This window comes from Flavobacterium sp. FlaQc-49 (assembly GCF_044005985.1).
Taxonomy (GTDB): domain Bacteria; phylum Bacteroidota; class Bacteroidia; order Flavobacteriales; family Flavobacteriaceae; genus Flavobacterium; species Flavobacterium cupriresistens.
On sequence record NZ_JBIPCS010000003.1, the window covers coordinates 90,692 to 111,382 of the forward strand.

At 36.2% G+C, this 20,691-nt stretch carries 15 protein-coding genes; 10 read left to right on the forward strand and 5 right to left on the reverse strand.

The genetic code is table 11. The annotated features are described in order from the left end of the window. Positions 1-25: 25 nt before the first annotated feature. Positions 26-1,807, reverse strand: coding sequence for a 1-deoxy-D-xylulose-5-phosphate synthase (locus tag ACHRV3_RS06795; protein ID WP_395433747.1), 1,782 nt, complete (start codon positions 1,805-1,807; stop codon positions 26-28). Between the two features lie 90 nt (positions 1,808-1,897). Further along, a complete protein-coding gene (locus ACHRV3_RS06800; protein ID WP_395433749.1) occupies positions 1,898-2,767 on the reverse strand; it encodes a hypothetical protein in 870 nt (289 codons plus the stop codon). Between the two features lie 162 nt (positions 2,768-2,929). On the opposite strand from ACHRV3_RS06800, the gene ACHRV3_RS06805 reads away from it, so the two are divergent. The 5 genes from ACHRV3_RS06805 (at position 2,930) to pbpC (ending at position 12,781) form a co-directional block, all read left to right on the forward strand. Beyond that, positions 2,930-3,169: a hypothetical protein gene (locus ACHRV3_RS06805; RefSeq protein WP_395433750.1), complete on the forward strand. Its 240-nt coding sequence runs from the start codon at positions 2,930-2,932 to the stop codon at positions 3,167-3,169. Then, entirely contained in the window at positions 3,166-3,459 is a 294-nt protein-coding gene (locus tag ACHRV3_RS06810; RefSeq protein WP_395426597.1) for a type II toxin-antitoxin system RelE/ParE family toxin, read from the forward strand. The genes ACHRV3_RS06805 and ACHRV3_RS06810 overlap by 4 nt, the downstream gene beginning before the upstream one ends. Before the next feature lie 42 nt (positions 3,460-3,501). After that, on the forward strand, positions 3,502-3,945 hold the full coding sequence (locus ACHRV3_RS06815; RefSeq protein WP_047772918.1) for a nucleoside deaminase: 444 nt from the start codon (positions 3,502-3,504) through the stop codon (positions 3,943-3,945). A gap of 695 nt (positions 3,946-4,640) precedes the next feature. Continuing rightward, positions 4,641-10,325, forward strand: a complete 5,685-nt coding sequence (locus ACHRV3_RS06820; RefSeq protein WP_395433751.1) for an alpha-2-macroglobulin family protein — start codon at positions 4,641-4,643, stop codon at positions 10,323-10,325. Between the two features lie 80 nt (positions 10,326-10,405). Continuing rightward, positions 10,406-12,781, forward strand: a complete 2,376-nt coding sequence (pbpC, locus tag ACHRV3_RS06825; RefSeq protein WP_395433753.1) for a penicillin-binding protein 1C — start codon at positions 10,406-10,408, stop codon at positions 12,779-12,781. Between the two features lie 615 nt (positions 12,782-13,396). Here pbpC and ACHRV3_RS06830 read toward each other — a convergent pair. Together ACHRV3_RS06830 and ACHRV3_RS06835 are read right to left on the reverse strand one after the other, a co-directional pair. Next, positions 13,397-14,941: a ribonuclease E/G gene (locus ACHRV3_RS06830; protein ID WP_047772924.1), complete on the reverse strand. Its 1,545-nt coding sequence runs from the start codon at positions 14,939-14,941 to the stop codon at positions 13,397-13,399. Positions 14,942-15,368: 427 nt separating this feature from the next. Then, the gene (locus tag ACHRV3_RS06835) at positions 15,369-15,659 is read right to left on the reverse strand and encodes an HU family DNA-binding protein (protein WP_007805026.1); all 291 of its coding nucleotides are present in this window, start codon (positions 15,657-15,659) and stop codon (positions 15,369-15,371) included. A 139-nt stretch (positions 15,660-15,798) separates the two neighbouring features. Between ACHRV3_RS06835 and mutY the strand changes: the two genes are divergently transcribed. From mutY to gldD, 4 genes are read left to right on the forward strand one after another with little or no spacing between them, the layout of a single operon-like run. Further along, positions 15,799-16,845, forward strand: a complete 1,047-nt coding sequence (gene mutY / locus ACHRV3_RS06840) for an A/G-specific adenine glycosylase (RefSeq protein WP_395433755.1) — start codon at positions 15,799-15,801, stop codon at positions 16,843-16,845. Between the two features lie 37 nt (positions 16,846-16,882). Continuing rightward, the gene (locus tag ACHRV3_RS06845) at positions 16,883-17,323 is read left to right on the forward strand and encodes a single-stranded DNA-binding protein (RefSeq protein WP_047772927.1); all 441 of its coding nucleotides are present in this window, start codon (positions 16,883-16,885) and stop codon (positions 17,321-17,323) included. A gap of 23 nt (positions 17,324-17,346) precedes the next feature. After that, positions 17,347-18,642, forward strand: a complete 1,296-nt coding sequence (locus ACHRV3_RS06850) for a gliding motility-associated protein GldE (RefSeq protein ID WP_047772929.1) — start codon at positions 17,347-17,349, stop codon at positions 18,640-18,642. A 1-nt stretch (position 18,643) separates the two neighbouring features. Then, positions 18,644-19,204, forward strand: coding sequence for a gliding motility lipoprotein GldD (gldD, locus tag ACHRV3_RS06855; protein ID WP_395433757.1), 561 nt, complete (start codon positions 18,644-18,646; stop codon positions 19,202-19,204). A gap of 90 nt (positions 19,205-19,294) precedes the next feature. Here gldD and ACHRV3_RS06860 read toward each other — a convergent pair whose 3' ends face one another. Then, the gene (locus tag ACHRV3_RS06860) at positions 19,295-19,675 is read right to left on the reverse strand and encodes a heavy-metal-associated domain-containing protein (RefSeq protein WP_047772933.1); all 381 of its coding nucleotides are present in this window, start codon (positions 19,673-19,675) and stop codon (positions 19,295-19,297) included. A gap of 104 nt (positions 19,676-19,779) precedes the next feature. Here ACHRV3_RS06860 and ACHRV3_RS06865 point away from each other — a divergent pair, with 104 nt between their 5' ends. Continuing rightward, positions 19,780-20,646, forward strand: coding sequence for a DMT family transporter (locus ACHRV3_RS06865; RefSeq protein WP_047772936.1), 867 nt, complete (start codon positions 19,780-19,782; stop codon positions 20,644-20,646). Positions 20,647-20,691 lie beyond the last annotated feature (45 nt).

The window sequence follows — 20,691 nt, forward strand, 5'->3', positions numbered from 1 at the left end:
TATTGGCCTTGCAAAATAATTCTTTTCAATGATTTGAAAAAAGTTTTGTCAAATTTTTAACGTCAATTTTACACAACTGTTGTAATTCAAGAACAGTTCCATGTTCTATAAATGTGTCAGGAATACCTAAAATTTTCACTGAATTGGTGAAATTATTTGCAGCAGCAAACTCTAAAATGGCACTTCCGAAACCGCCGTTTATAGTACCGTCTTCAATTGTGAAAATAGTCTCGTAAGTATTGAATATTTCTTGTAAGGTATTGTAGTCTAGTGGTTTAATGAATGAAAAGTCAAAATGAGCTATTTCACTGGCATTAGAACATTCATTTAATGCTGCGATTACATTATTACCAATAGTTCCGGTAGATAAAACAGCTTTTTTGGTTCCTTTTTTAAGGCAATTTGCTGCGCCGATTACAATATTTTTGTAGTGTCCGAAATTTTCTACTTTCCAATTGGGTAAAACCCCTTTTCCTCGTGGATATCGGATTGCAATGGGGTGATCCAGTCCCAATTGTGCGGTGTAAAGAATGTCTTGCAACGCAATTTCATTAATTGGAGCATAAATAATCAGGTTCGGAATGGATCGCAGATAGGCAATATCAAAAACACCGTGATGTGTTGCCCCATCTTCGCCAACCAAACCTGCCCGGTCTAAACAAAAGATTACAGGTAAATTCTGTAAAGCTACGTCGTGAATCACCTGGTCGTAAGCACGTTGTAGAAACGTGGAGTAAATATTACAATACACGATCATCCCTTGTGTAGCCATTCCGGCAGCAAGGGTTACGGCATGTTGTTCTGCAATTCCAACATCAAAAGCACGTTCCGGAATTTCATCCATCATAAATTTTAGCGAACTTCCCGATGGCATTGCCGGTGTGATTCCGATAATCTTCGGATTCTTTTTGGCTAAATCTAAAAGGGTTAGACCAAAAACATCCTGGTATTTTGGAGGCTGGTTTTCTTCCGATTTTAAAAGAATTTCTCCTGTTGAAGCATCAAATTTTCCGGGTGCATGGTATTTTACCTGATTCTCTTCGGCTTGTTGCAGGCCTTTGCCTTTTGTTGTAACAATGTGAAGAAATTTGGGTCCTTTTATTTTCTTTAAACGATTTAATTCTTTTATCAATCCAATTAAATCGTGACCGTCGATGGGTCCTGAATAGTCAAAATTCAGTGATTTAATCATGTTATTCTTCTTCGGATTCTTTCCCTCTTTTACGGCAGTGAGGTATTTTTTTAAAGCACCAACACTGGGATCAATTCCGATCGCATTATCATTTAGAATGACCAATAGATTAGCGTCTGTTACTCCGGCGTGATTTAACCCTTCAAAAGCCATTCCCGATGCGATAGAAGCATCACCAATTACAGCAATATGTTGTTTGTCGGTTTCTCCTTTTAAGTGAGAAGCAATGGCCATTCCGAGTGCTGCCGAAATGGAAGTAGAGGAATGTCCTACGCCAAAAGTATCGTAAATGCTTTCGCTTCTTTTAGGAAATCCGGAAATGCCGCCAAGTTGTCTGTTGGTATCGAAGTTCTCTTTTCTTTCGGTAAGGATTTTGTGTCCGTAAGCCTGATGTCCAACATCCCAAACCAGTAAATCCTCAGGTGTATTAAAAACATAATGCAAAGCAATTGTAAGCTCAATAACGCCTAAACTGGCGCCTAAGTGCCCCTCTTTTACCGAAACAATATCAATAATAAAATCACGTAATTCCTTAGCCAATTGGGGTAATTGAGTTTCGTCGAGTAAACGTAAATCGGCCGGATTGTTTATGTTGGAGAGTAGATTGCTTTTCATTTTTCTATAAAAAACAAATTTACGTTTTTAAATTTAATTTTTCTCCTGTTCGTAATTACTTCACTTATTAGTATGAATGCGGTTCTTTTTTTAAAATTGTAAAGGAAAGCCATATTTGAATCTTATTTTTTTTCCATTAGATTCTGCAGGCTTCCATTTGGGAGATAACTTTAAAACTCTTGTAATTTCTTCGGTTATTTTAGGGTTTGTATTTTTGGGAAATTCAAATGAAGATAGAGACCCGTCTTTTTCTATAGTAAAAGAAATTTTTATACCGGTCTTTTGAGGTTCAGCTTCAGTTGGTAAATTTAATTCTGAGAGGAGAAATTGATGAAAATTTTCCATTCCTCCCGGATATTCCGGCCGCGTTTCAAGAGCAACCATTCCGCTATAGATTGCTGTGTCTTCTTCCTGTATTATTTCAGTCATTTCGCTATTGCCATTGGGTTTTATGTCAGCTTGCCTTACGATAGGTTTTATGAATTTTTGATAATGTACTTTTGGTGGCGGTGGCGGTGGAAGTTCGTATTCTAAAGAATCTTTTGCGGGCCGAGCAGGCATTCCAAGAGTATTATGCTCTTGCATTGATTCATTTTTTGTGACCTCTACCTTATCTATTTTCTTTTTGTTCCCATTTCTATCCGAACAGCTAAACAAAGTAGTCCCCATAGCAATAAATAGTGCCAATAAGAACATTTTGTGATATTGAGTTTGCGAGTACAATACGCGATTCGGAATCTGAATAATGATTTCGTCCAATTGCGTGTTTTTAAACCTGCCGCAAATGCTTTTATTCTGATTTGAAATAAAATAATGCTGAACCTCTTCGGGTAACATGGTAGTGAAATCAACCACAGTTTTAGTACAACTCAAACAGAATCTGCCGTTGTCTTTTGGTGTCATTTTGTCCCAGTTTTCTGTACAGGGTTCTGGAATAGAGATTTTATATTTTGTTTCCATTATTTAAATTACAAAGGACTAAATATAATAAAAATAAGGAGTAAAGATGTATTTTTGCGCTATGATAAACCCTTTTACCGACGAGTTCTGATGAAAAGGGTAAGAACGATTGAATTTTATAGTTAGAAAAATTGTATAACTTTGAAGTAAATCCTGAATGATATGAATGTAGAAGCGCAACGTAGGAACATTGTACACAGAATCCTGGATACTGATAATGTGCAATTATTGAATCAGATTGAAGATTTACTAAATAATGCTATTTATACCCATTCAACCAATGGAAAACCATTAACAGTAAAAGAGTATGAAAATCATTTGAATGAAATTATGAACCTTTCCGATGCTGGCGAACAGGGCTATAGCACCGAAGAAGCAAGAAAAAAGATCATAAAGAAATGAAGCCGGTTGTCTGGTCTGTAAATGCGATACAATCGATTCAGAACAGTTATGATTATATTTATTCTCAAAGTCCGAAAAATGCGGATTTGGTAGTAGAAACTTTATTTGATTTGGGTGAAAAACTCAATTTGTTTCCGGAGAAAAATCCAATAGAACCGTTGTTCAATTCAAAAGACATCCGATTTTTTCCTAAATGGAATTTTAAAATAGTCTACAGAATTGAAAAAAGCAGAATTTATATTCTGGATATTTTTTCTGTATCTCAAAACCCTAAAAATTACAGATTATAGTTTTGAAACTAATTTGTAAATTACTTATAGCATAAAAATTTTATGATAAACCCTTTTACCGACGAATACTTCATGAAAAAAGCTTTACAAGAGGCAGAAATGGCTTTTGATAAAGGTGAAATCCCTGTTGGAGCTATAATTGTTGTAGCCGATAAAGTTATAGCAAGAAGTCATAACCTGACTGAATTGCTTAATGATGTTACCGCCCATGCCGAAATGCAGGCCATTACCGCGGCGGCAAATTTTCTGGGTGGAAAATATTTAAAAGATTGCACCTTGTACGTAACACTGGAGCCTTGCCAGATGTGTGCCGGGGCTTTGTATTGGAGTCAGATTACAAAAATTGTTTTTGGAGCCCGTGACGAACAACGCGGTTTTATGACAATGGGTACAAAATTACATCCAAAAACCACTGTAGTTTCAGGAATTATGGCCAATGAAGCAGCCGATTTAATGAAACGTTTTTTTGCTTTAAGGAGAAAATAATACAAGTCATTTAGTGTGATTGGACACGGATTATGCGGATTCGCTGGCGCGAAGACGCGGATAAACGCAGATTTTATTTTTTTCTATATTTTACGGAAAGAGTGTCTTTAGTACTTATTTTAACTTTTGTAAAACAATCTTATCAATGTCTATCAAAATGATAAAGACAAAGCAACTTTAAGCATGCCCTATAAAAAAATCCGTTTCTATCCGTGTCTTCGCGTCAGCGAATCCGTTTCATCTGCGTCCAGATTCGCAACAGTGTTATAAAGTAATTTTAAGCTGAATTTATAAAAAAAATCCGTTTCTATCTGCATCTTCGCGCCAGCGAATTCGTTTCATCTGCGTCCGTATCCGTAACAGTGTTGTAAAGTAATTTTAAGCAGAGCCTATAAAAAAAAATCCGTTTCTATCCGCGTCTTCGCACCAGCGAATCCCTTTCATCTGCGTCTGTATCCGTAACAGGATTAAAAAGGGAGTTTTCTATCTGTGTCCTTGCATTAGCAAATCCATTTCATCTTCACATTAATTTCAGATAATTGTTATTTCTAATGAATTTTCTGCTTAATTGTAAAATAAAAATACGCTACTTTTACTATAATATAATTAACATTTCTTCAGTTATACTTTAAGTTGTGTGAAGTGTTACGACCTTATATCGAATCTTAAATTTCTAACCATTAATTCTATTTCAAGTGAAGGCAAAAAGATTAGTTTACGTATTTCTTGTGTTTTTTATTCTTCAGGCGTGTGGCAGAAAATCAGCTGCAGATTTCAATTCTGATTTTTCATTATTCAGAGCGTACATCACTAGTTTTACGGGAGGAATTGTCCCGTCGCAGTCGGACATACGCGTGGTTTTGGCTTTCGAGAAAAAAGAATGGAAGGTAAATGAGGAATTGGATGATGATTTATTTGATATCTCGCCAAATGTACATGGTAAAGTTGTAGCGCTTTCGAGTAATACGATTGCTTTTATCCCTGAGAAAAAACTAAAACCTGGAACAGAATATCAAGTTACTTTAAACTTAGATAAACTAATTACATTGCCTAAGGAAGAAGAAAAGGAACTTTCTAAATTCAATTTTACCGTTAAAACCATTAAACAGGATTTTACGATAAATACGCTGGACATTCAATCGCACAGTAAAGAATACCAATATCTGAATTGTGTATTGAAAACCGCAGATGATATTGATCTGGAAACCGCTCAAAAGCTGGTTGAAGCCAATCAAAAAGGAAATAAATTAAAGATTAAGTTCGATAATTCAGTAAAATCAGGCAAAGAATTCAAATTTATCATTGACAGCATTCAGCGCTTTTCTGAGCCAAGTGAACTTGAAATCGCTTACGACGGAAATGATTTCGATATAGATCAGAAAGGAAAAATAGACTTTCCGATTACAGGAATAAATGAATTCAAAGTGATAAAGGTTGAAATTCCGGATGAAAACAATCAGTCGGTTTCTATCAATTTTTCTGAACCTCTTGAAAAAGGGCAGGATTTTGCAGGTTTGGTAGCCATTCAAAATACGAATAATTTAAAATTTGCAACACAAGGGAATGTACTAAAAGTATATTTCAGTAATGAAAAAGCAGCGCCAAAAGTAGTTCATGAAGCTGTAGTAGCAGATACAATTGCGGCAGCCGTTGCCGTAGATTCTGCAAGTGTTGTTGTAGATAGTGCAGCTGTAGCCGTGTCGGAAGTAACTGTTGAGGCAGAACCGGAAGTGGTAGGAGAAGAGCCCGAATCAGACCAAAATATAACCGGAGAGCTATTGCTGGAAGTTTTTCAGGGAATAGAAAGTCAGTACGGTAAAAAAATGGAACAAAGTTATTCTCAGAAAATCTCTTTTGACCAGATAAAACCAAATGTACGTTTTGTGAAAAACGGAACGATTTTACCAAGTTCCAATAATCTAAAACTCAATTTTGAAACGGCAAACCTGAGTGCAGTAGATGTAAAAGTTTATAAAATCTATAAAAATAACATACTGCAATTTCTTCAAAATAATGAATTAAACGGAGTGCAAAATTTAAAACGTGTTTCTCAGCCCGTCGCCAAAACGACGATAAACCTTAAAGAAAACACGTTGGTTAATTTAAGCAAATGGAACACTTTTGCCTTAGATTTATCGAAGATTATTAAACCAGAACCGGGTGCTATTTACAGAGTAGAATTCTCGTATAAAAAGAAATATTCTTTATACAAATGCGAAACGACCGAGAGTGATGCAGAAGAAAATGAAGAGGAAGAAGTTGATGAAAAGGATGTGAATTATAGTGGAAACTCCTACGATGATTATTACTATGATGATTACGAATGGAGAGAAAGTCAAGATCCATGTACAGGATCGTATTATTACAATGCAAGAATTGCGACCAATATTCTGGCTTCAGATTTAGGAGTAATAGCCAAAAGAGGAGAGAATAAATCGTATTTGTTTGTCGTAAACAATATCCTTACAACAGATCCGGTTTCGAATGCGAGAGTAGATTTGTACAACTTTCAACAGCAAAAAATCGCTACAACGGCCACGAGTAGTGAGGGAATAGCATCCTTCCAAATCGATCGATTTGCTTATTTTGCAATCGTTACGTTGGGAGATCAGTCGACTTATGTAAAGCTTGATGACGGAAACTCGTTATCCGTAAGTAATTTTGATGTTGCTGGAGAAACGCTTCAAAAAGGACTGAAAGGATTTATTTATGGGGAGCGTGGTGTTTGGCGTCCCGGAGATAATCTGTATTTGTCTTTTATTTTGAATGATGCTGCCAATAAACTGCCAAAAGCACATCCGATAAAATTCAGATTAACAGATCCAAATGGAAAGGTAACCTACCAAACCGTTCAGAAATCAAATGAATTGAATCATTATGCTTTTATTGTGCCAACAGATCCCGACGCGCCAACAGGAAGTTGGGAGGCAATGGTAAGTGTTGGAGGAGCTAAATATTATAAAAGCATTAAAATTGAAACGATAAAACCAAATCGTTTAAAGATTAAAAACAGCTTTCAAAGAACCATATTATCGTCATCTTACCCTAACTCAAGTAATCTGGAGGTGGCCTGGCTTCATGGTGCAATCGCAAAGAATTTGAATGTAGAAATGCAAGCCAAATTCTCAGAGCAAAAAACTACTTTTAAAGGCTACGATAAATATACTTTTGATGACTTAGTACGTAAATTCAGTACAGAAGAGGTTAATATATTTTCAGGAAAATTAGATGCTAACGGAAGAGCGTCGGTAAGTATCAACCCGAAATTACAAGGTCAGGCTCCGGGAATGTTGCGAGCTTCCTTTATTACCAAAGTATACGAAGAAGGCGGGGATTTCAGTATGGATGCAATGGCGACAACCTATTCGCCATACAAAACCTATGTGGGTGTAAAAGCACCGGAAGTAAATCGATATGGAATGCTCGAAACGAGAACCAACAATCGTTTTGATATTGTAACCGTTGATGAAAACGGAAGACCAAAAGCGGTTAGGGATCTGGAAGTAAAAGTGTATAAAGTAGAATGGCGCTGGTGGTGGGATGCTTCAAGCGATAATTTATCCAATTACAATTCTTCAGAAGCAACCACTTCCTACAAGACATTCAAAGTAAGTACAAATGCAAGCGGAAAAGCAAGCATACAATTTGCTTTGGAAGACGAAGAATGGGGACGTTATATGATTCGGGTTTCAGATGAAACGGGTGGACATGCAACAGCCTTAACCGTAAATATAGATTGGCCAATTTGGTCCGGAAAAACCAGAAATACGGATGCTTCAACAGCCAATATGCTTGTCTTTTCGACCGATAAAAAAGAGTATGCAGTAGGAGAAAAAGCGCAGATTTCTTTCCCTTCAAGTGAGGGTGGACGTGCTTTGGTTTCTATCGAAAATGGTTCAAGAGTAGTACAGACACTTTGGGTAAAAACGCAAAAAGGAGAAACTAAAGTTGAGGTGCCCATTACGGCGGCAATGGCTCCCAATGTCTATTTTAATATCACGCTTTTACAACCTCACGCATCGACCAAAAACGATTCTCCGATTCGCATGTACGGAATTGTTCCGATTGGGGTTGTTGATAAAAATACCAAATTAGAGCCGACACTTACCATGCCCGATGTTTTAAGACCGGAACAATCCTTTCCTGTAAAAGTCAGTGAGAAATCAGGTAAAGAAATGACCTATACCATTGCTATTGTAGACGAAGGTTTATTGGATTTAACCCGATTCAAAACCCCAAATGCCTGGGATAGTTTCTATGTACGGGAAGCTTTGGGTGTAAAAACCTGGGACGTATATGACGATGTGATTGGTGCTTACGGCGGAAAAGTAAATCAGATTTTCAGTATTGGTGGAGATCAGGATTTAGGTGGAGGAAAAGCTAAAAAAGCCAATCGTTTTAAACCGGTTGTAATTTATCTGGGACCATTCAAATTAGAGAAAGGACAAACAAAAACACATCAGGTTACATTACCAAAATATATTGGTTCTGTACGAACGATGGTTGTGGCGGGAGATGCAACAACAAGTGCCTACGGAAGTGCAGAGAAAGCAACTCCAGTTCGCAGTCCGTTGATGGTGTTGGCTTCGTTGCCGAGAAAAATTTCTCCGTCAGAAAAAGTAACGATTCCGGTTACGGTTTTTGCAACAGAAAAAATTATTAAGAATGTAAGAGTTCAGATTAAAACCAGCAATGGCTTGCAGGTGATCGGAAGTACCGTTCAAAATGTAGCCTTTGCACAGCCGGATGAAAAAATGGCGTATTTTAATCTGGCAGTAGGCAGTCAGACCGGAATTGCAAAAGTGCAGATTATAGCTACTTCGGGCAGAGAAAAATCATCCTATGAGGTAGAGATTGATATGACAAACCCGAATCCGGTGACCAATACCTATACCGATGTGATTTTGCCTCCGAACAGTTCTAAGGTTATCGCCTGGAAAACCTTCGGAGTTTCGGGAAGTAATAAAGCCAAACTGGAGGTTTCTTCCATGCCAACGATTAATCTAAATGGAAGATTGCAATATCTGATTCAGTATCCACACGGTTGTGTAGAGCAAACGACTTCATCTGTTTTCCCACAATTGTTTTTGACTGATGTTGCGGATATTGATGCAACCCGTCAACAGCTTATTCAGAAGAATGTAGCAGCGGGGATTACAAGATTAGGAAGTTTTCAATTGCCAAACGGAGGACTTTCGTACTGGCAAGGAAATACAATTGCAGATGATTGGGGAACTTCTTATGCCGGACATTTTATAATTGAAGCAGAGAAAAAAGGGTATGTTTTACCGATTAACTTTAAATCAAAATGGATTTCCTACCAACAAAAAGAAGCCAAAAAATGGCGTTTTGAACAACGTTACGGAAATGATATGGCACAAGCGTACCGTTTGTATACCTTAGCCTTGGCCGGTTCTCCTGATTTGTCTTCTATGAACAGGCTGCGTGAAACAACCGGAATATCTAACGAAAGTAAATTGCGATTGGCTGCGGCTTATGTTTTAGCAGGTCAGAAAAGTGCAGGATTAACGTTGTTGTTGCACAGTAAAATTGACGATAATTCAGGGGAGTACAGCTATTACTATTATGGATCAGGTGATCGAAACAGAGCAATGGCACTGGAGACTTTATTGTTGTTAAACCAAAAAGAGAATGCTTTCTTAATGGCAACAAAATTGGCAAAAAGTATGGCAAGTGACCAGTGGATGAGTACACAAACGACGGCCTATTGTTTGTATGCCATGTCTAAATTTTCATTGAATAATGGTCCGAAAGGAATTGATATTCAGTTTAGCAAGGATGGAAAAGCGCAGCAAATAAAAACTACTAAAACAGTTGCTGATAGAAGTTTGGTAGTGAAATCCGGAAGCAATAGTATTACTTTAAAAAACAACAAAAAGAATACGATTTATGTTCGGGTGTTAAATACGGGAATTTTACCAATCGGTCAGGAAAATGTGATTCAAAGTAATCTTTCTGCCGGAATAGTTTTTAAAAACAGAAAAGGCGGTGTCATTAATGTTTCCAGAATTACACAGGGAACGGAGTTTGTAGCTGAGGTAACAATTAAAAACCAGAAAAATGAATATGTGCAGAATGTAGCCTTGTCACAGATTTTGCCATCCGGATTTGAGATTGTAAACACGCGTTTTACAGATTACGGTGAAGCAACAAGTAATACGGCTGATTATATTGACATTCGTGACGACAGAACGAATTTCTATTTTGGTTTAAAAGCCGGAGAAACCAAAACATTCAAAATTTTACTTAATGCCTCTTATTTGGGAAGTTATTATTTACCGGGATTACAATGTGAAGCGATGTACGATCACACGTTCCTAGCTAGAACAAAAGGATTCTGGGTAGCAGTTGTAAAATAATTGATTATTTTTTCAAACCTGACAGGTTTTTCAAACCTGTCAGGTTTGAAAAAATGGATTAGAATATTAAAAGTATAAAATTGAAAAATAAATTTAAAGCGCTTTTTCAGCGCTGTGTCAATTGGATAAAAAGAAATAAAATTAAATCACTAATTGCGTTTTTGCTGTTAGTGATTTATTATTTTTCGTTACCCGGGACTTTATTTAAAGAGCCTTACTCTACTATTATAGAAAGTAAAGAAGGGGAATTATTAGGAGCTAAAATTGCTCGTGACGGACAATGGCGTTTTCCGGCACAGGACAGTGTTCCGGATAAGTTTAAAAAGTGCATCGTTTATTTTGAAGACGAGTATTTCTACAAACATCCTGGTTTTAATCCGGTTGCAATGGTAAATGCCATTAAGCAGAATAGAAAAGCGGGAAAAGTAGTCCGTGGAGGAAGTACACTTACACAACAAGTGATCCGATTGTCCAGAAAAGGAAAAAAGAGAACTTATTTTGAAAAAGCAATAGAAATCATTCTGGCAACCCGATTGGAATTAGGGTATTCAAAAAACGAAATCCTCGAATTATATGCCGCACATGCCCCGTTTGGAGGAAATGTTGTGGGGCTCGAAATGGCCTCGTGGCGTTATTTCGGAGTGCAGTCCAATCAATTGTCATGGGCAGAAAACGCTACTTTGGCGGTTTTACCCAATGCTCCGAGTTTGATTTACCCGGGAAAAAATCAGATAAAACTATTAGAAAAGCGCAATCGGTTATTGCTAAAACTTCACAAAGAAGGGAGTATTGACAAGCAGACCTACGAACTTTCTATTGAAGAACCCTTGCCTCAAAAACCATATGATTTGCCGCAGATTGCCCCACATTTATTACAGCGAGTGGCAAAGAACGGAGAAGGTACGCGGGTTAAGACAACTGTAGATGTTGCACTGCAAAACAGGGTCAATCAGATTGCGAAATATTATTATAATCAATACAAGCAAAATGAAGTCAACAACCTGGCAATTATGGTAATTGATGTTCAGGACCGCAGTATCATAAGTTACGTTGGGAATTCGCCAACAGATCGTGACCACCAAAAAGACGTTGATATTATTGGAGCACCAAGAAGTACAGGAAGTATACTTAAACCTTTGTTGTACGCCGCAATGCTCGACGATGGAGAGCTGTTACCGAACACGTTGGTTGCCGATGTTCCTACCCAGATTGCAGGTTACACACCTCAGAATTTTAATCTGACATTTGACGGAGCTGTTCCGGCACATCGGGCTTTGTCGCGTTCTTTAAATATTCCGTCGGTATTGATGTTGCAGGATTTTGGAGTCAATAAATTTTATGAGGAGCTGCAAAAGTTTAAGTTAAAAGACATTAATAAATCGCCGGATCATTATGGTTTGTCTCTTATTCTGGGAGGCGCCGAAAGTAATTTATGGGATTTGTGCCGAACCTATTCCAATTTGTCTTCAACAGTAAATTATTTTAATAAAAGCCACGGTAAATATAGAACCCAAGAATTCGCAGAATTGAATTACGACACCGATTTTAAGCCCGATTTTGGATCAGAAAGTGAACAGAAGAACATATTAGGCGCGGGATCAATTTGGTTGACGTATAATGCCATGGAAGAAGTAAATCGACCGGAAGGAGATGAGGCGTGGAAATTTTATGACAGCTCACTTAAAATTGCGTGGAAAACAGGAACTAGTTTCGGTAATCGTGATGCCTGGGCAATCGGAACCAATTCCAGATACGTTGTGGGAGTATGGGTCGGAAATGCAACAGGAGAGGGAAGACCAACTTTGACCGGAGTTACAAGTGCTGCACCAATCTTATTTGATGTATTTAATTTGCTATCGAGGCAGCGATGGTTTGAAATCCCTTATGAGGATTTAAATGAAGTAGAAGTTTGTCGTTTAAGCGGGCATTTGGCTAAAGAAGGTTGTCCGAAAATAAAACAATTAGTTACAAAAAAGGGAAAGACAACAACAGTTTGTTCCTATCATAAAACAATTCATTTAGACCAAACCGAACAATTTCAGGTCAACAGCAGTTGCGAAAGTGTCGATAAAATGATTACTAAGAACTGGTTTGTATTGCCTCCCGTTATGGCCTGGTATTACAAAAGCAAGCATATTGAGTATGTCCCACTCCCTCCTTTTAAAGAAAATTGTATCGGTACACAAACGGGTTCGATGGACTTTATTTATCCCAAAGCGAACAGTAAAATTTATTTAACGAAGGATTTTAATAGTGAAGTACAGCCCGTGATTTTTAAAGTGGCCTATTCTCAAAGAGAAAAACAATTGTTTTGGTACGTCGACCACGTTTATAAAGGCGTCACTAAAGTTTTTCACGAAAAACCAATTATAATGAGCGCAGGGTTTCATTACATCACTGTAGTTGACGAATCCGGAAATGAAATTAACAGAAGAGTTGAGGTAATAAGAGAATAGTATCAGATCAAGACTAAAAGTTGCTTAACCTATGAGCAAAGAAAAAGCCACAGATTAAAGGATTAAAAAGATTAAATAATCTGTGTAAATCTTTCTAATCCGTTTAATCTGTGGCACTATTTTTCAACAAAGCACTTCAAAAATAATTCGTGCCAATTCGTGAAATTCGTGGCAAAATAATAAAGTTGGTCAAAATAAAATAGCACTCGGATTTGCTTCGCCAGTTCGCTATCGCTCGAGTAGCAGATTTTCGCAAAAGCAATTAAAATAATCTGTGCAAATCTTTCTAATCCGTTTAATCTGTGGCAATATTTTTAACAAAGCACTTCAGAAAAATAATTCGTGCCAATTCGTGAAATTCGTGGCAAAATGATAAAGAGGGTCAAAATAAAATAGCACGCAGATTTGCTTCGCCAGTTCGCTATCGCTCGGGTAGCAGATTTTCACAAAAGCAATAAAAATAATCTGTGCGAATCTTTCTAATCCGTTTAATCTGTGGCACTATTTTTCAACAAAGCACTTCAAAAATAATTCGTGCCAATTCGCGAAATTCGTGGCAAAACAATCAAAAAAAGACACAAAAAAACCGCTAATCTTTCGAAAAGCGGTTTTTGTTTATTCTGAAATAACATTTCCTTTTTTATCATAGAAATGGTATTCTAAGTACGTGTAAGCGTCACGAGGTATGATTTTCACCCATTTCTTATGTTCAAAAAACCATTTTGAACGTAATGATGGAAAACCTTTACTGAGGTATGCAGCCACAAACGGATGTGTATTAAGCACAACTTTATTGTGGGTTTTTAAAATTCTTTCTAAATCAGAGGTGATTTTATCAATGATTAAAATTGGTGCTTCAATTTCACCATGCTCATTGTTTGGATCTTCTTCTCTAGTTTTAATGTTAACTTCTGGTCTTACGCGTTGTCTTGTAATCTGGACTAGCCCAAATTTACTCGGTGGTAAGATTTTATGCTTTGCTTTATCGTCGCTCATTTCTTCTCGCAAGAAGTCGAACAGGACCTTCCTGTTTTCAGGATTAGACATATCAATAAAATCAACTACGATTATTCCACCCATATCACGCAAACGAAGTTGTCTGGCAATTTCGGCGGCAGCAATCATATTCACTTCCATGGCAGTGTCTTCCTGATTAGTTGCTTTATTCGAACGATTTCCACTGTTTACGTCAATGACGTGTAGAGCTTCCGTATGTTCGATTATCAGATAAGCGCCTTTGCTCATTGAGACCGTTCTTCCAAATGAAGTTTTGATTTGTCTTTCTATATTGTATTTCTCAAAAATTGGAGTGTCATTTGATTGATAAAACTTAACAATCGATTGTTTGGAAGGTGCAATTTCTTGCAAGTATTCCTTTGTTTGATGGTACAACTCTTCATCATCTATCTGAATACCGCTGAAGGTATCATTGAATACATCTCTTAATATTGAAGAAGCTCTGTTAAGCTCTCCTAATACTTTTGATGGATGATGAGCAGTTGGTAATTTTTTACACATTGCAGTCCATCTGCTAAGCAGGTTCTGCAAATCTTTTTCTAATTCGGCTACGTTTTTGCCTTCGGCTACTGTGCGAACAATAACACCAAATCCTTTAGGTTTGATCGATAATACAAGTTTTTTTAGACGATCCTTTTCCTTTTTGTCTTCTATTTTTTGTGAAATAGAAACACGGTCAGAAAACGGAACGAGAACAATAAATCTTCCTGCCAAGGAAAGCTCAGCGCTTATTCTTGGACCTTTGGTAGATATAGGTTCTTTTACAACTTGTACTAAAACAGATTGATTGGCACTTAAAATATCAGTAATGATGCCATCTTTGTCAATCTCTTTTTCAAACTGAAAGGTTTTTAGGGAGAAATCTTTTATTTTACCTGCGCTTACAAGTTTTATGAATTTCAGTTGGGAAGCTAAGTTAGGTCCTAAATCATGATAATGTAAAAAGGCATCTTTTTCGAAGCCTACATTTACAAAAGCAGCATTAAGTCCAGCAACTGGTTTTCGTATTTTGGCAATAAATATATCACCAACCTGAAAATTGCTTTTCTCTTCTTCTTTGTGTAATTCAATTAGTTTTCCATCTTTTAATAAGGCAAAATCTACGGCTTCAGAACTAGATCTAATGATTAATTCTTTATTCACACTGTAAATTTTTATCTGTTTTTTCAGAAAATAGAAGAAAGAGAAAAGAAAATGGATTTTTTTAAAGAAATCTAAAGTCTAAAATCTCAGGTCTAAAATCTTATTTACAGATGGATTAAACAATATTTTTTTAACAGGTATTGAACCCGGGAGGGAAAAGTTAAATCTCAAGTTTTAAATCTCCAAATTCCAATTGAAATCTATAGAGATTCCTCTTTTTTTGGATTTTGGATTTTATTTTTTGGAATTTTTGAAATTTCCCAAATTTCAATGAACGTTTAAAAAGAAAAAAGTAGTTTAAAACTACTTTTTCTTCTTGTGACGGTTAGCTCTCGCTCTTTTTTTTCTTTTGTGAGTAGCTACCTTATGTCTCTTTCTTTTTTTACCACTTGGCATATCGTATCGATTTTATGATTAATTAATAATGTTATTTAGCTTCGTTGTTTGTTTTAACCCCTTCTACAAATACTTTTGCAGGTTTAAAAGCAGGAATGTTGTGTGCTGGAATTTTGATAGTGGTGTTTTTAGAAATGTTTCTACCAGTTTTTTCAGCTCTAGTTTTTACAATAAAACTACCGAAACCTCTTAGGTAAACATTATCTCCAGTCTCTAGTGAAGTTTTAACTTCTTCCATAAAAGTTTCTACTGTTGCTTGAACATCTCCTTTTTCAAGACCAAGTTTCTCTGAAATTTTCGCTACGATATCTGCTTTCGTCATTTTCTTTCCTATTTTATTTTATAAATGGTGTACTATTTTTTGAGTTTGCAAATATAGGAATTAAAAAAATAATTAATCAAGCTAAATCGTTAAATTTTAATTACATAAACATTTACTTTTGTAATCTAAGTATTTTGCAATGAATTTTTATAACATATTGATAAATTGGTATTTACAGAACAAACGTGATCTGCCATGGCGAAAAACGACCAATCCATACCTAATTTGGCTCTCAGAAATTATGTTGCAACAGACCAGAGTTGCGCAAGGAATGCCCTATTTTTTTTCTTTTACAAAGGAATTTCCTACTGTTTTTGATTTAGCAAATGCCGATGAAGAGCAGGTTTTGAAACTTTGGCAGGGGTTAGGGTACTATTCTCGTGCCCGAAATCTGCATAAAACGGCTCAGTACGTCGCCAATGAGTTGAATGGTGTTTTTCCTCCTTCCTATAAAGACTTACTAAAATTAAAAGGAGTTGGAGAATATACAGCCGCTGCAATAGCCTCTTTTTCTTATAATGAAGTAGTGCCTGTTGTAGATGGAAATGTATTTCGGGTGCTTTCTCGTTACTTCGATGTTGAATCCGATATTGCATTGCCTGCGACTAAGAAAGAATTTACAGCACTGGCACATGAATTAATGCCGAAAGACAATCCGGCTATCTTTAATCAGGCTATTATGGAATTTGGAGCCTTGCAATGTGTTCCTAAAAGTCCCAATTGCCCTGTTTGTGTCTTTACTGATAGTTGTGCGGCGCTGCAAAAAAAGAAAGTCGATGTTCTGCCCGTTAAATCCAAAAAGATAAAAGTGACGAATCGGTTTTTTAATTACTTGATTCTGGAGGATGATTTAGGGAATACTTTAATTCAAAAAAGGACTTTAAAAGGAATCTGGCACAATCTGTATGAATTTCCGCTTTTAGAAACGCAGGAGATTGTTGGTTTTGATTTTGTCTCAAAAGCAGCTGCGAATGATATTTTTCCTGCCTATACTATTATAGGTATAGAGGAGTGTAGTGATGCGACCGTTATTCATAAACTTTCGCACCAGCATTTGCATATTCAGTTCTGGAAAATTAAAATAAAAGACAGAATTGAAAACGGTATAGAAGCTAACAATTTGAAAACGTTTCCTTTCCCAATTGCCATTTATAATTTTATCGAAAAGCAGGAAATAAATTGCTAAAATAATGTATCTTTGGGATAAATACCACAATTAAACCATGAACGGAACATTAAATAAAGTGATGCTCATTGGCCATTTGGGCGATGATGTAAAGATGCATTATTTTGATGGAGGAAACTGCATCGGACGTTTTCAGTTGGCAACAAACGAAGTTTACATTAATAAAACTACGAACGAAAAAATAACTTCGACAGAATGGCACAATTTGGTTGTGCGCAATAAGGCAGCTGAGATTTGCGAAAAATACCTTTCTAAAGGAGATAAAATATATATCGAAGGACGCATCAAGTCACGCCAGTGGCAAGCGGAAGACGGTACAACAAAGTATACGACCGAAATTCAGGTGACGGAGTTTACTTTCCTGACAACCAAAAAAGAAACTACAGGACATAAACCGAATTCCGAGTCAGAATCCGCAAAAAATGCTAACTTTGACGCGACTAACGAAGGCTTGCCTGTAAATGACCTGCCTTTTTGATTGTTTAACTAATTTTTTTCAGTTTGGACCCGGAGCCCAGTTTACTTTTTAATGCAAATTTAGACGTCAATTTAATAATTGGATTTGTCGGAATATTTATTTTGCTGTTTTTGTCGGCAATTGTTTCAGGTGCAGAAGTCGCACTTTTTTCATTGTCGCAAAAGGATATTGACGAGGCATTACAGGAAAATTCACCAAAAGGAAAAATTATTTCCACTCTTTTAGACCGCCCCAAAAAGCTTTTAGCAACATTACTGGTAGCCAATAACTTTTTAAATATTGGAGTTGTAATTCTGTTCTCCTTTGTAGGGAAGAACATTTTTGCCGATGTAGATTCACCAGTCTTAAAATTTATTCTGGAGGTTATTCTGGTTACTTTCTTTATTTTATTGTTTGGTGAAGTTTTGCCAAAAGTGTATGCCAGTCGGAACAATATAAAATTTGCGAAATGGGTAGCCTATCCCGTAGTCGTTTTAGATAAATTACTTTCCCCAATAAGTTTGCCCATGCGCAGTGTTACCCTATATTTGCAAAATAAATTAGGGAAGCAGAAAAACAATTTCTCGGTAAATCAATTGTCACAAGCTTTAGAACTTACAGATTCTGAAGGAACATCAAGTGAGGAGCAAAAAATATTAGAAGGAATTGTCTCTTTTGGTAACACGGATACCAAGCAGGTAATGAGTCCGAGAATTGATATTTTTGCTTTAGAAATTTCAGAATCATTTGAAGCTATTTATTCGAGAATAGTAGAAAAAGGATTTTCGAGAATTCCGGTTTACAGAGATAATATTGATCAGATCGAAGGTGTTTTGTTTGTTAAGGATTTATTGCCTCACCTTGATAAAAAAGAATTTGATTGGGTGTCTTTAATTAGAGAACCCTTTTTTGTTCCTGAAAATAAAAAGCTGGACAACTTGCTAAAAGATTTCCAAAGCCTTAAAAGCCATTTGGCAATTGTGGTCGATGAATATGGAGGAACCTCCGGATTGGTTTCTTTAGAAGATGTTATCGAAGAAATTGTGGGTGATATTAGTGATGAATTCGATGACGAGAATTTGAATTTTTCGCAAATTGACGAAAAGAATTTTCTCTTTGAAGGAAAGATTAATATGAAAGATTTTTACAGAATTGTAGAAGTAAACGAAGATGCTTTTGAATCTCGTAAAGGAGAAGCAGAAACGCTGGCCGGTTTTATTTTGGAAATTCTGGGTAATTTCCCTAAAAAGGATCAGAAAATTGCGTTTGAAAACTGTGTCTTTACTATCGAAACAGTAGATAAAAAACGTGTAAAACAAATAAAAGTAACATTAGATTAAAATGCTTAAAAAGATATTTTCAGTAACTATAATTTTGCTGGTTTTTACAATGGTAAGTTGTAAAAATGAAACATTACCTAAGCCGTCAAGTTATTTACGTTTAGATTACCCGGAAGCGAAATATGTGAAATTTGAAAATAATTGCCCATTTACTTTTGAAATGAATGAAGGTGCAATTATTAAAGGAGAGAAAAATTGCGGGTTTGCCATTACGTATCCTAAGATGAAAGCGACAATCTATCTGACGTATAAACCGGTAAATAACAATATCGATAAATTGCTAAAAGATGCGCAAAAGCTTACTTATGAGCACGTAATTAAGGCTGATGATATTTTAGAACAACCTTATTTGAATCCCGAAAAAAAGGTGTACGGTATGTTTTATCAGGTGGATGGAAATGCGGCCACAAACTCACAGTTTTATGTGACAGACAGCACGAAGCATTTTATTACAGGATCGGTTTATTTTTACGCAAAACCTAATTTTGATTCTATAATGCCAGCGGCCAGTTATATTAAAAATGACATGCGCGAATTGATGGAAACATTGAATTGGAAATAAAGATTTTAGATTTTAGATTTTAGATTTTAGATTTTAGATTTTATAAAAAAAGCATCCAAAGGATGCTTTTTTTATTTGAAATCTTTGTGATTATGATTTTACGTTTGAAACCTTGTAGGTTTTTCCGTCTCCGGTTGCCTGAACTACTTTGGTTAGGTTTTCAGGGTTTTGGATTGTTTTGTCAAAGGTTACGGTAGCTGTTTTTTTGTCAAAATCTACAGCCGCTTTCTCAACGCCTTCCAGGTTCGACAATTCTTCTTCGATGGTTTTTGCACAACCTACAGCGCAAGTCATTCCGTCGATAGTGAAACTTGCTGTTTGTACATTCTCAGCGGCAATGGCAACTTGTTTTTTAGGTGCTTCTTTTGTCTCAGTTGTTGCTGTTGTTAAAGTTTCGGTTTCTGTTTTTTTGCATCCAACGAATACTAAACCTGTTAGTGCTAAAGTGGCTATGATTTGTGTAAATTTCATCCTATATATGTTTTAAGTTTATTATTGATATTCTTTGCAAAATTAATAAAAAAGCGAAGGTCAATTCATAAAAATAGTACAAATTTGTAATAAAAACAAGATTTATGGATGCAAAACGATTGAAGTGGTTTTATTTGCTGTTACTTTCTCTTATCTGGGGAAGTTCTTTTATTTTAATCAAAATTGGCTTAATTGGTTTGACGGCAATTCAGGTAGGTTCCCTCCGAATTATTTTTGCAGCTGTATTTTTGCTGATTATCGGATTTTCCAGTTTAAAGAAAATTTCGCGTCGTCAATGGAAATTTATTGCACTGACATCTGTTTTTGGGACTTTTATTCCGGCTTTCTTTTTTGCGATTGCAGAAACCCGTGTTGACAGTTCGATTGTTGCTATTATGAATTCGCTTACGCCATTAAATACCTTAATTCTTGGTGCGATTGCGTTTGGAATCCAATTTCAAAAAAGGCAAATTCTGGGAGTTTTTGTAGGCTTTGTGGGTTGTTTGCTGCTGGTTTTAAGCGATGCTATGACACATTCCGGGCAAGATTACTATTATGTGGTTTTGGTAGTCATTGCAACGATTTGTTACGCTATAAATGTAAATTTAATCAAGAGATATTTGTCTGATTTGAATTCGTTAAGTATTACAACGGGGAATTTTGCTGTTTTGCTTGTGCCGGCATTAATCATTCTAAGTACAACCGATTTTACACAAAGAGTAAGTCTTGAAGTATCACAACACTCTATTTTATTTGTGTTGATTTTAGGAGTTTTGGGAACGGGAATTGCAAATGTTGTTTTCTTTAAACTGATCCAAATGTCATCACCTGTATTTGCAACTTCAGTAACTTATCTGATTCCGATAGTAGCTTTCTTCTGGGGATTATTAGATAATGAAATGCTGACACCAATCCAGTTTTTTGGAGCGTTTATCATATTGATTGGAGTCTATCTCTCGGCAAAAAAATAATTTCGCAAGTGAAAAGGTTTTTTTTGTGAAGTGTAAAATGTGAAA

Excerpts from the sequence above, each read along its gene's own strand:
- ACHRV3_RS06860 (WP_047772933.1), bottom strand. The coding sequence starts at position 19,675 with ATGAAATTTACACAAATCATAGCCACTTTAGCACTAACAGGTTTAGTA.
- ACHRV3_RS06835 (WP_007805026.1), bottom strand. The coding sequence starts at position 15,659 with ATGACGAAAGCAGATATCGTAGCGAAAATTTCAGAGAAACTTGGTCTT.
- ACHRV3_RS06815 (WP_047772918.1), top strand. The coding sequence starts at position 3,502 with ATGATAAACCCTTTTACCGACGAATACTTCATGAAAAAAGCTTTACAA.
- ACHRV3_RS06810 (WP_395426597.1), top strand. The coding sequence starts at position 3,166 with ATGAAGCCGGTTGTCTGGTCTGTAAATGCGATACAATCGATTCAGAAC.
- ACHRV3_RS06845 (WP_047772927.1), top strand. The coding sequence starts at position 16,883 with ATGAACGGAACATTAAATAAAGTGATGCTCATTGGCCATTTGGGCGAT.
- ACHRV3_RS06865 (WP_047772936.1), top strand. The coding sequence starts at position 19,780 with ATGGATGCAAAACGATTGAAGTGGTTTTATTTGCTGTTACTTTCTCTT.
- ACHRV3_RS06805 (WP_395433750.1), top strand. The coding sequence starts at position 2,930 with ATGAATGTAGAAGCGCAACGTAGGAACATTGTACACAGAATCCTGGAT.
- mutY (WP_395433755.1), top strand. The coding sequence starts at position 15,799 with ATGAATTTTTATAACATATTGATAAATTGGTATTTACAGAACAAACGT.
- ACHRV3_RS06795 (WP_395433747.1), bottom strand. The coding sequence starts at position 1,807 with ATGAAAAGCAATCTACTCTCCAACATAAACAATCCGGCCGATTTACGT.
- gldD (WP_395433757.1), top strand. The coding sequence starts at position 18,644 with ATGCTTAAAAAGATATTTTCAGTAACTATAATTTTGCTGGTTTTTACA.
- ACHRV3_RS06800 (WP_395433749.1), bottom strand. The coding sequence starts at position 2,767 with ATGGAAACAAAATATAAAATCTCTATTCCAGAACCCTGTACAGAAAAC.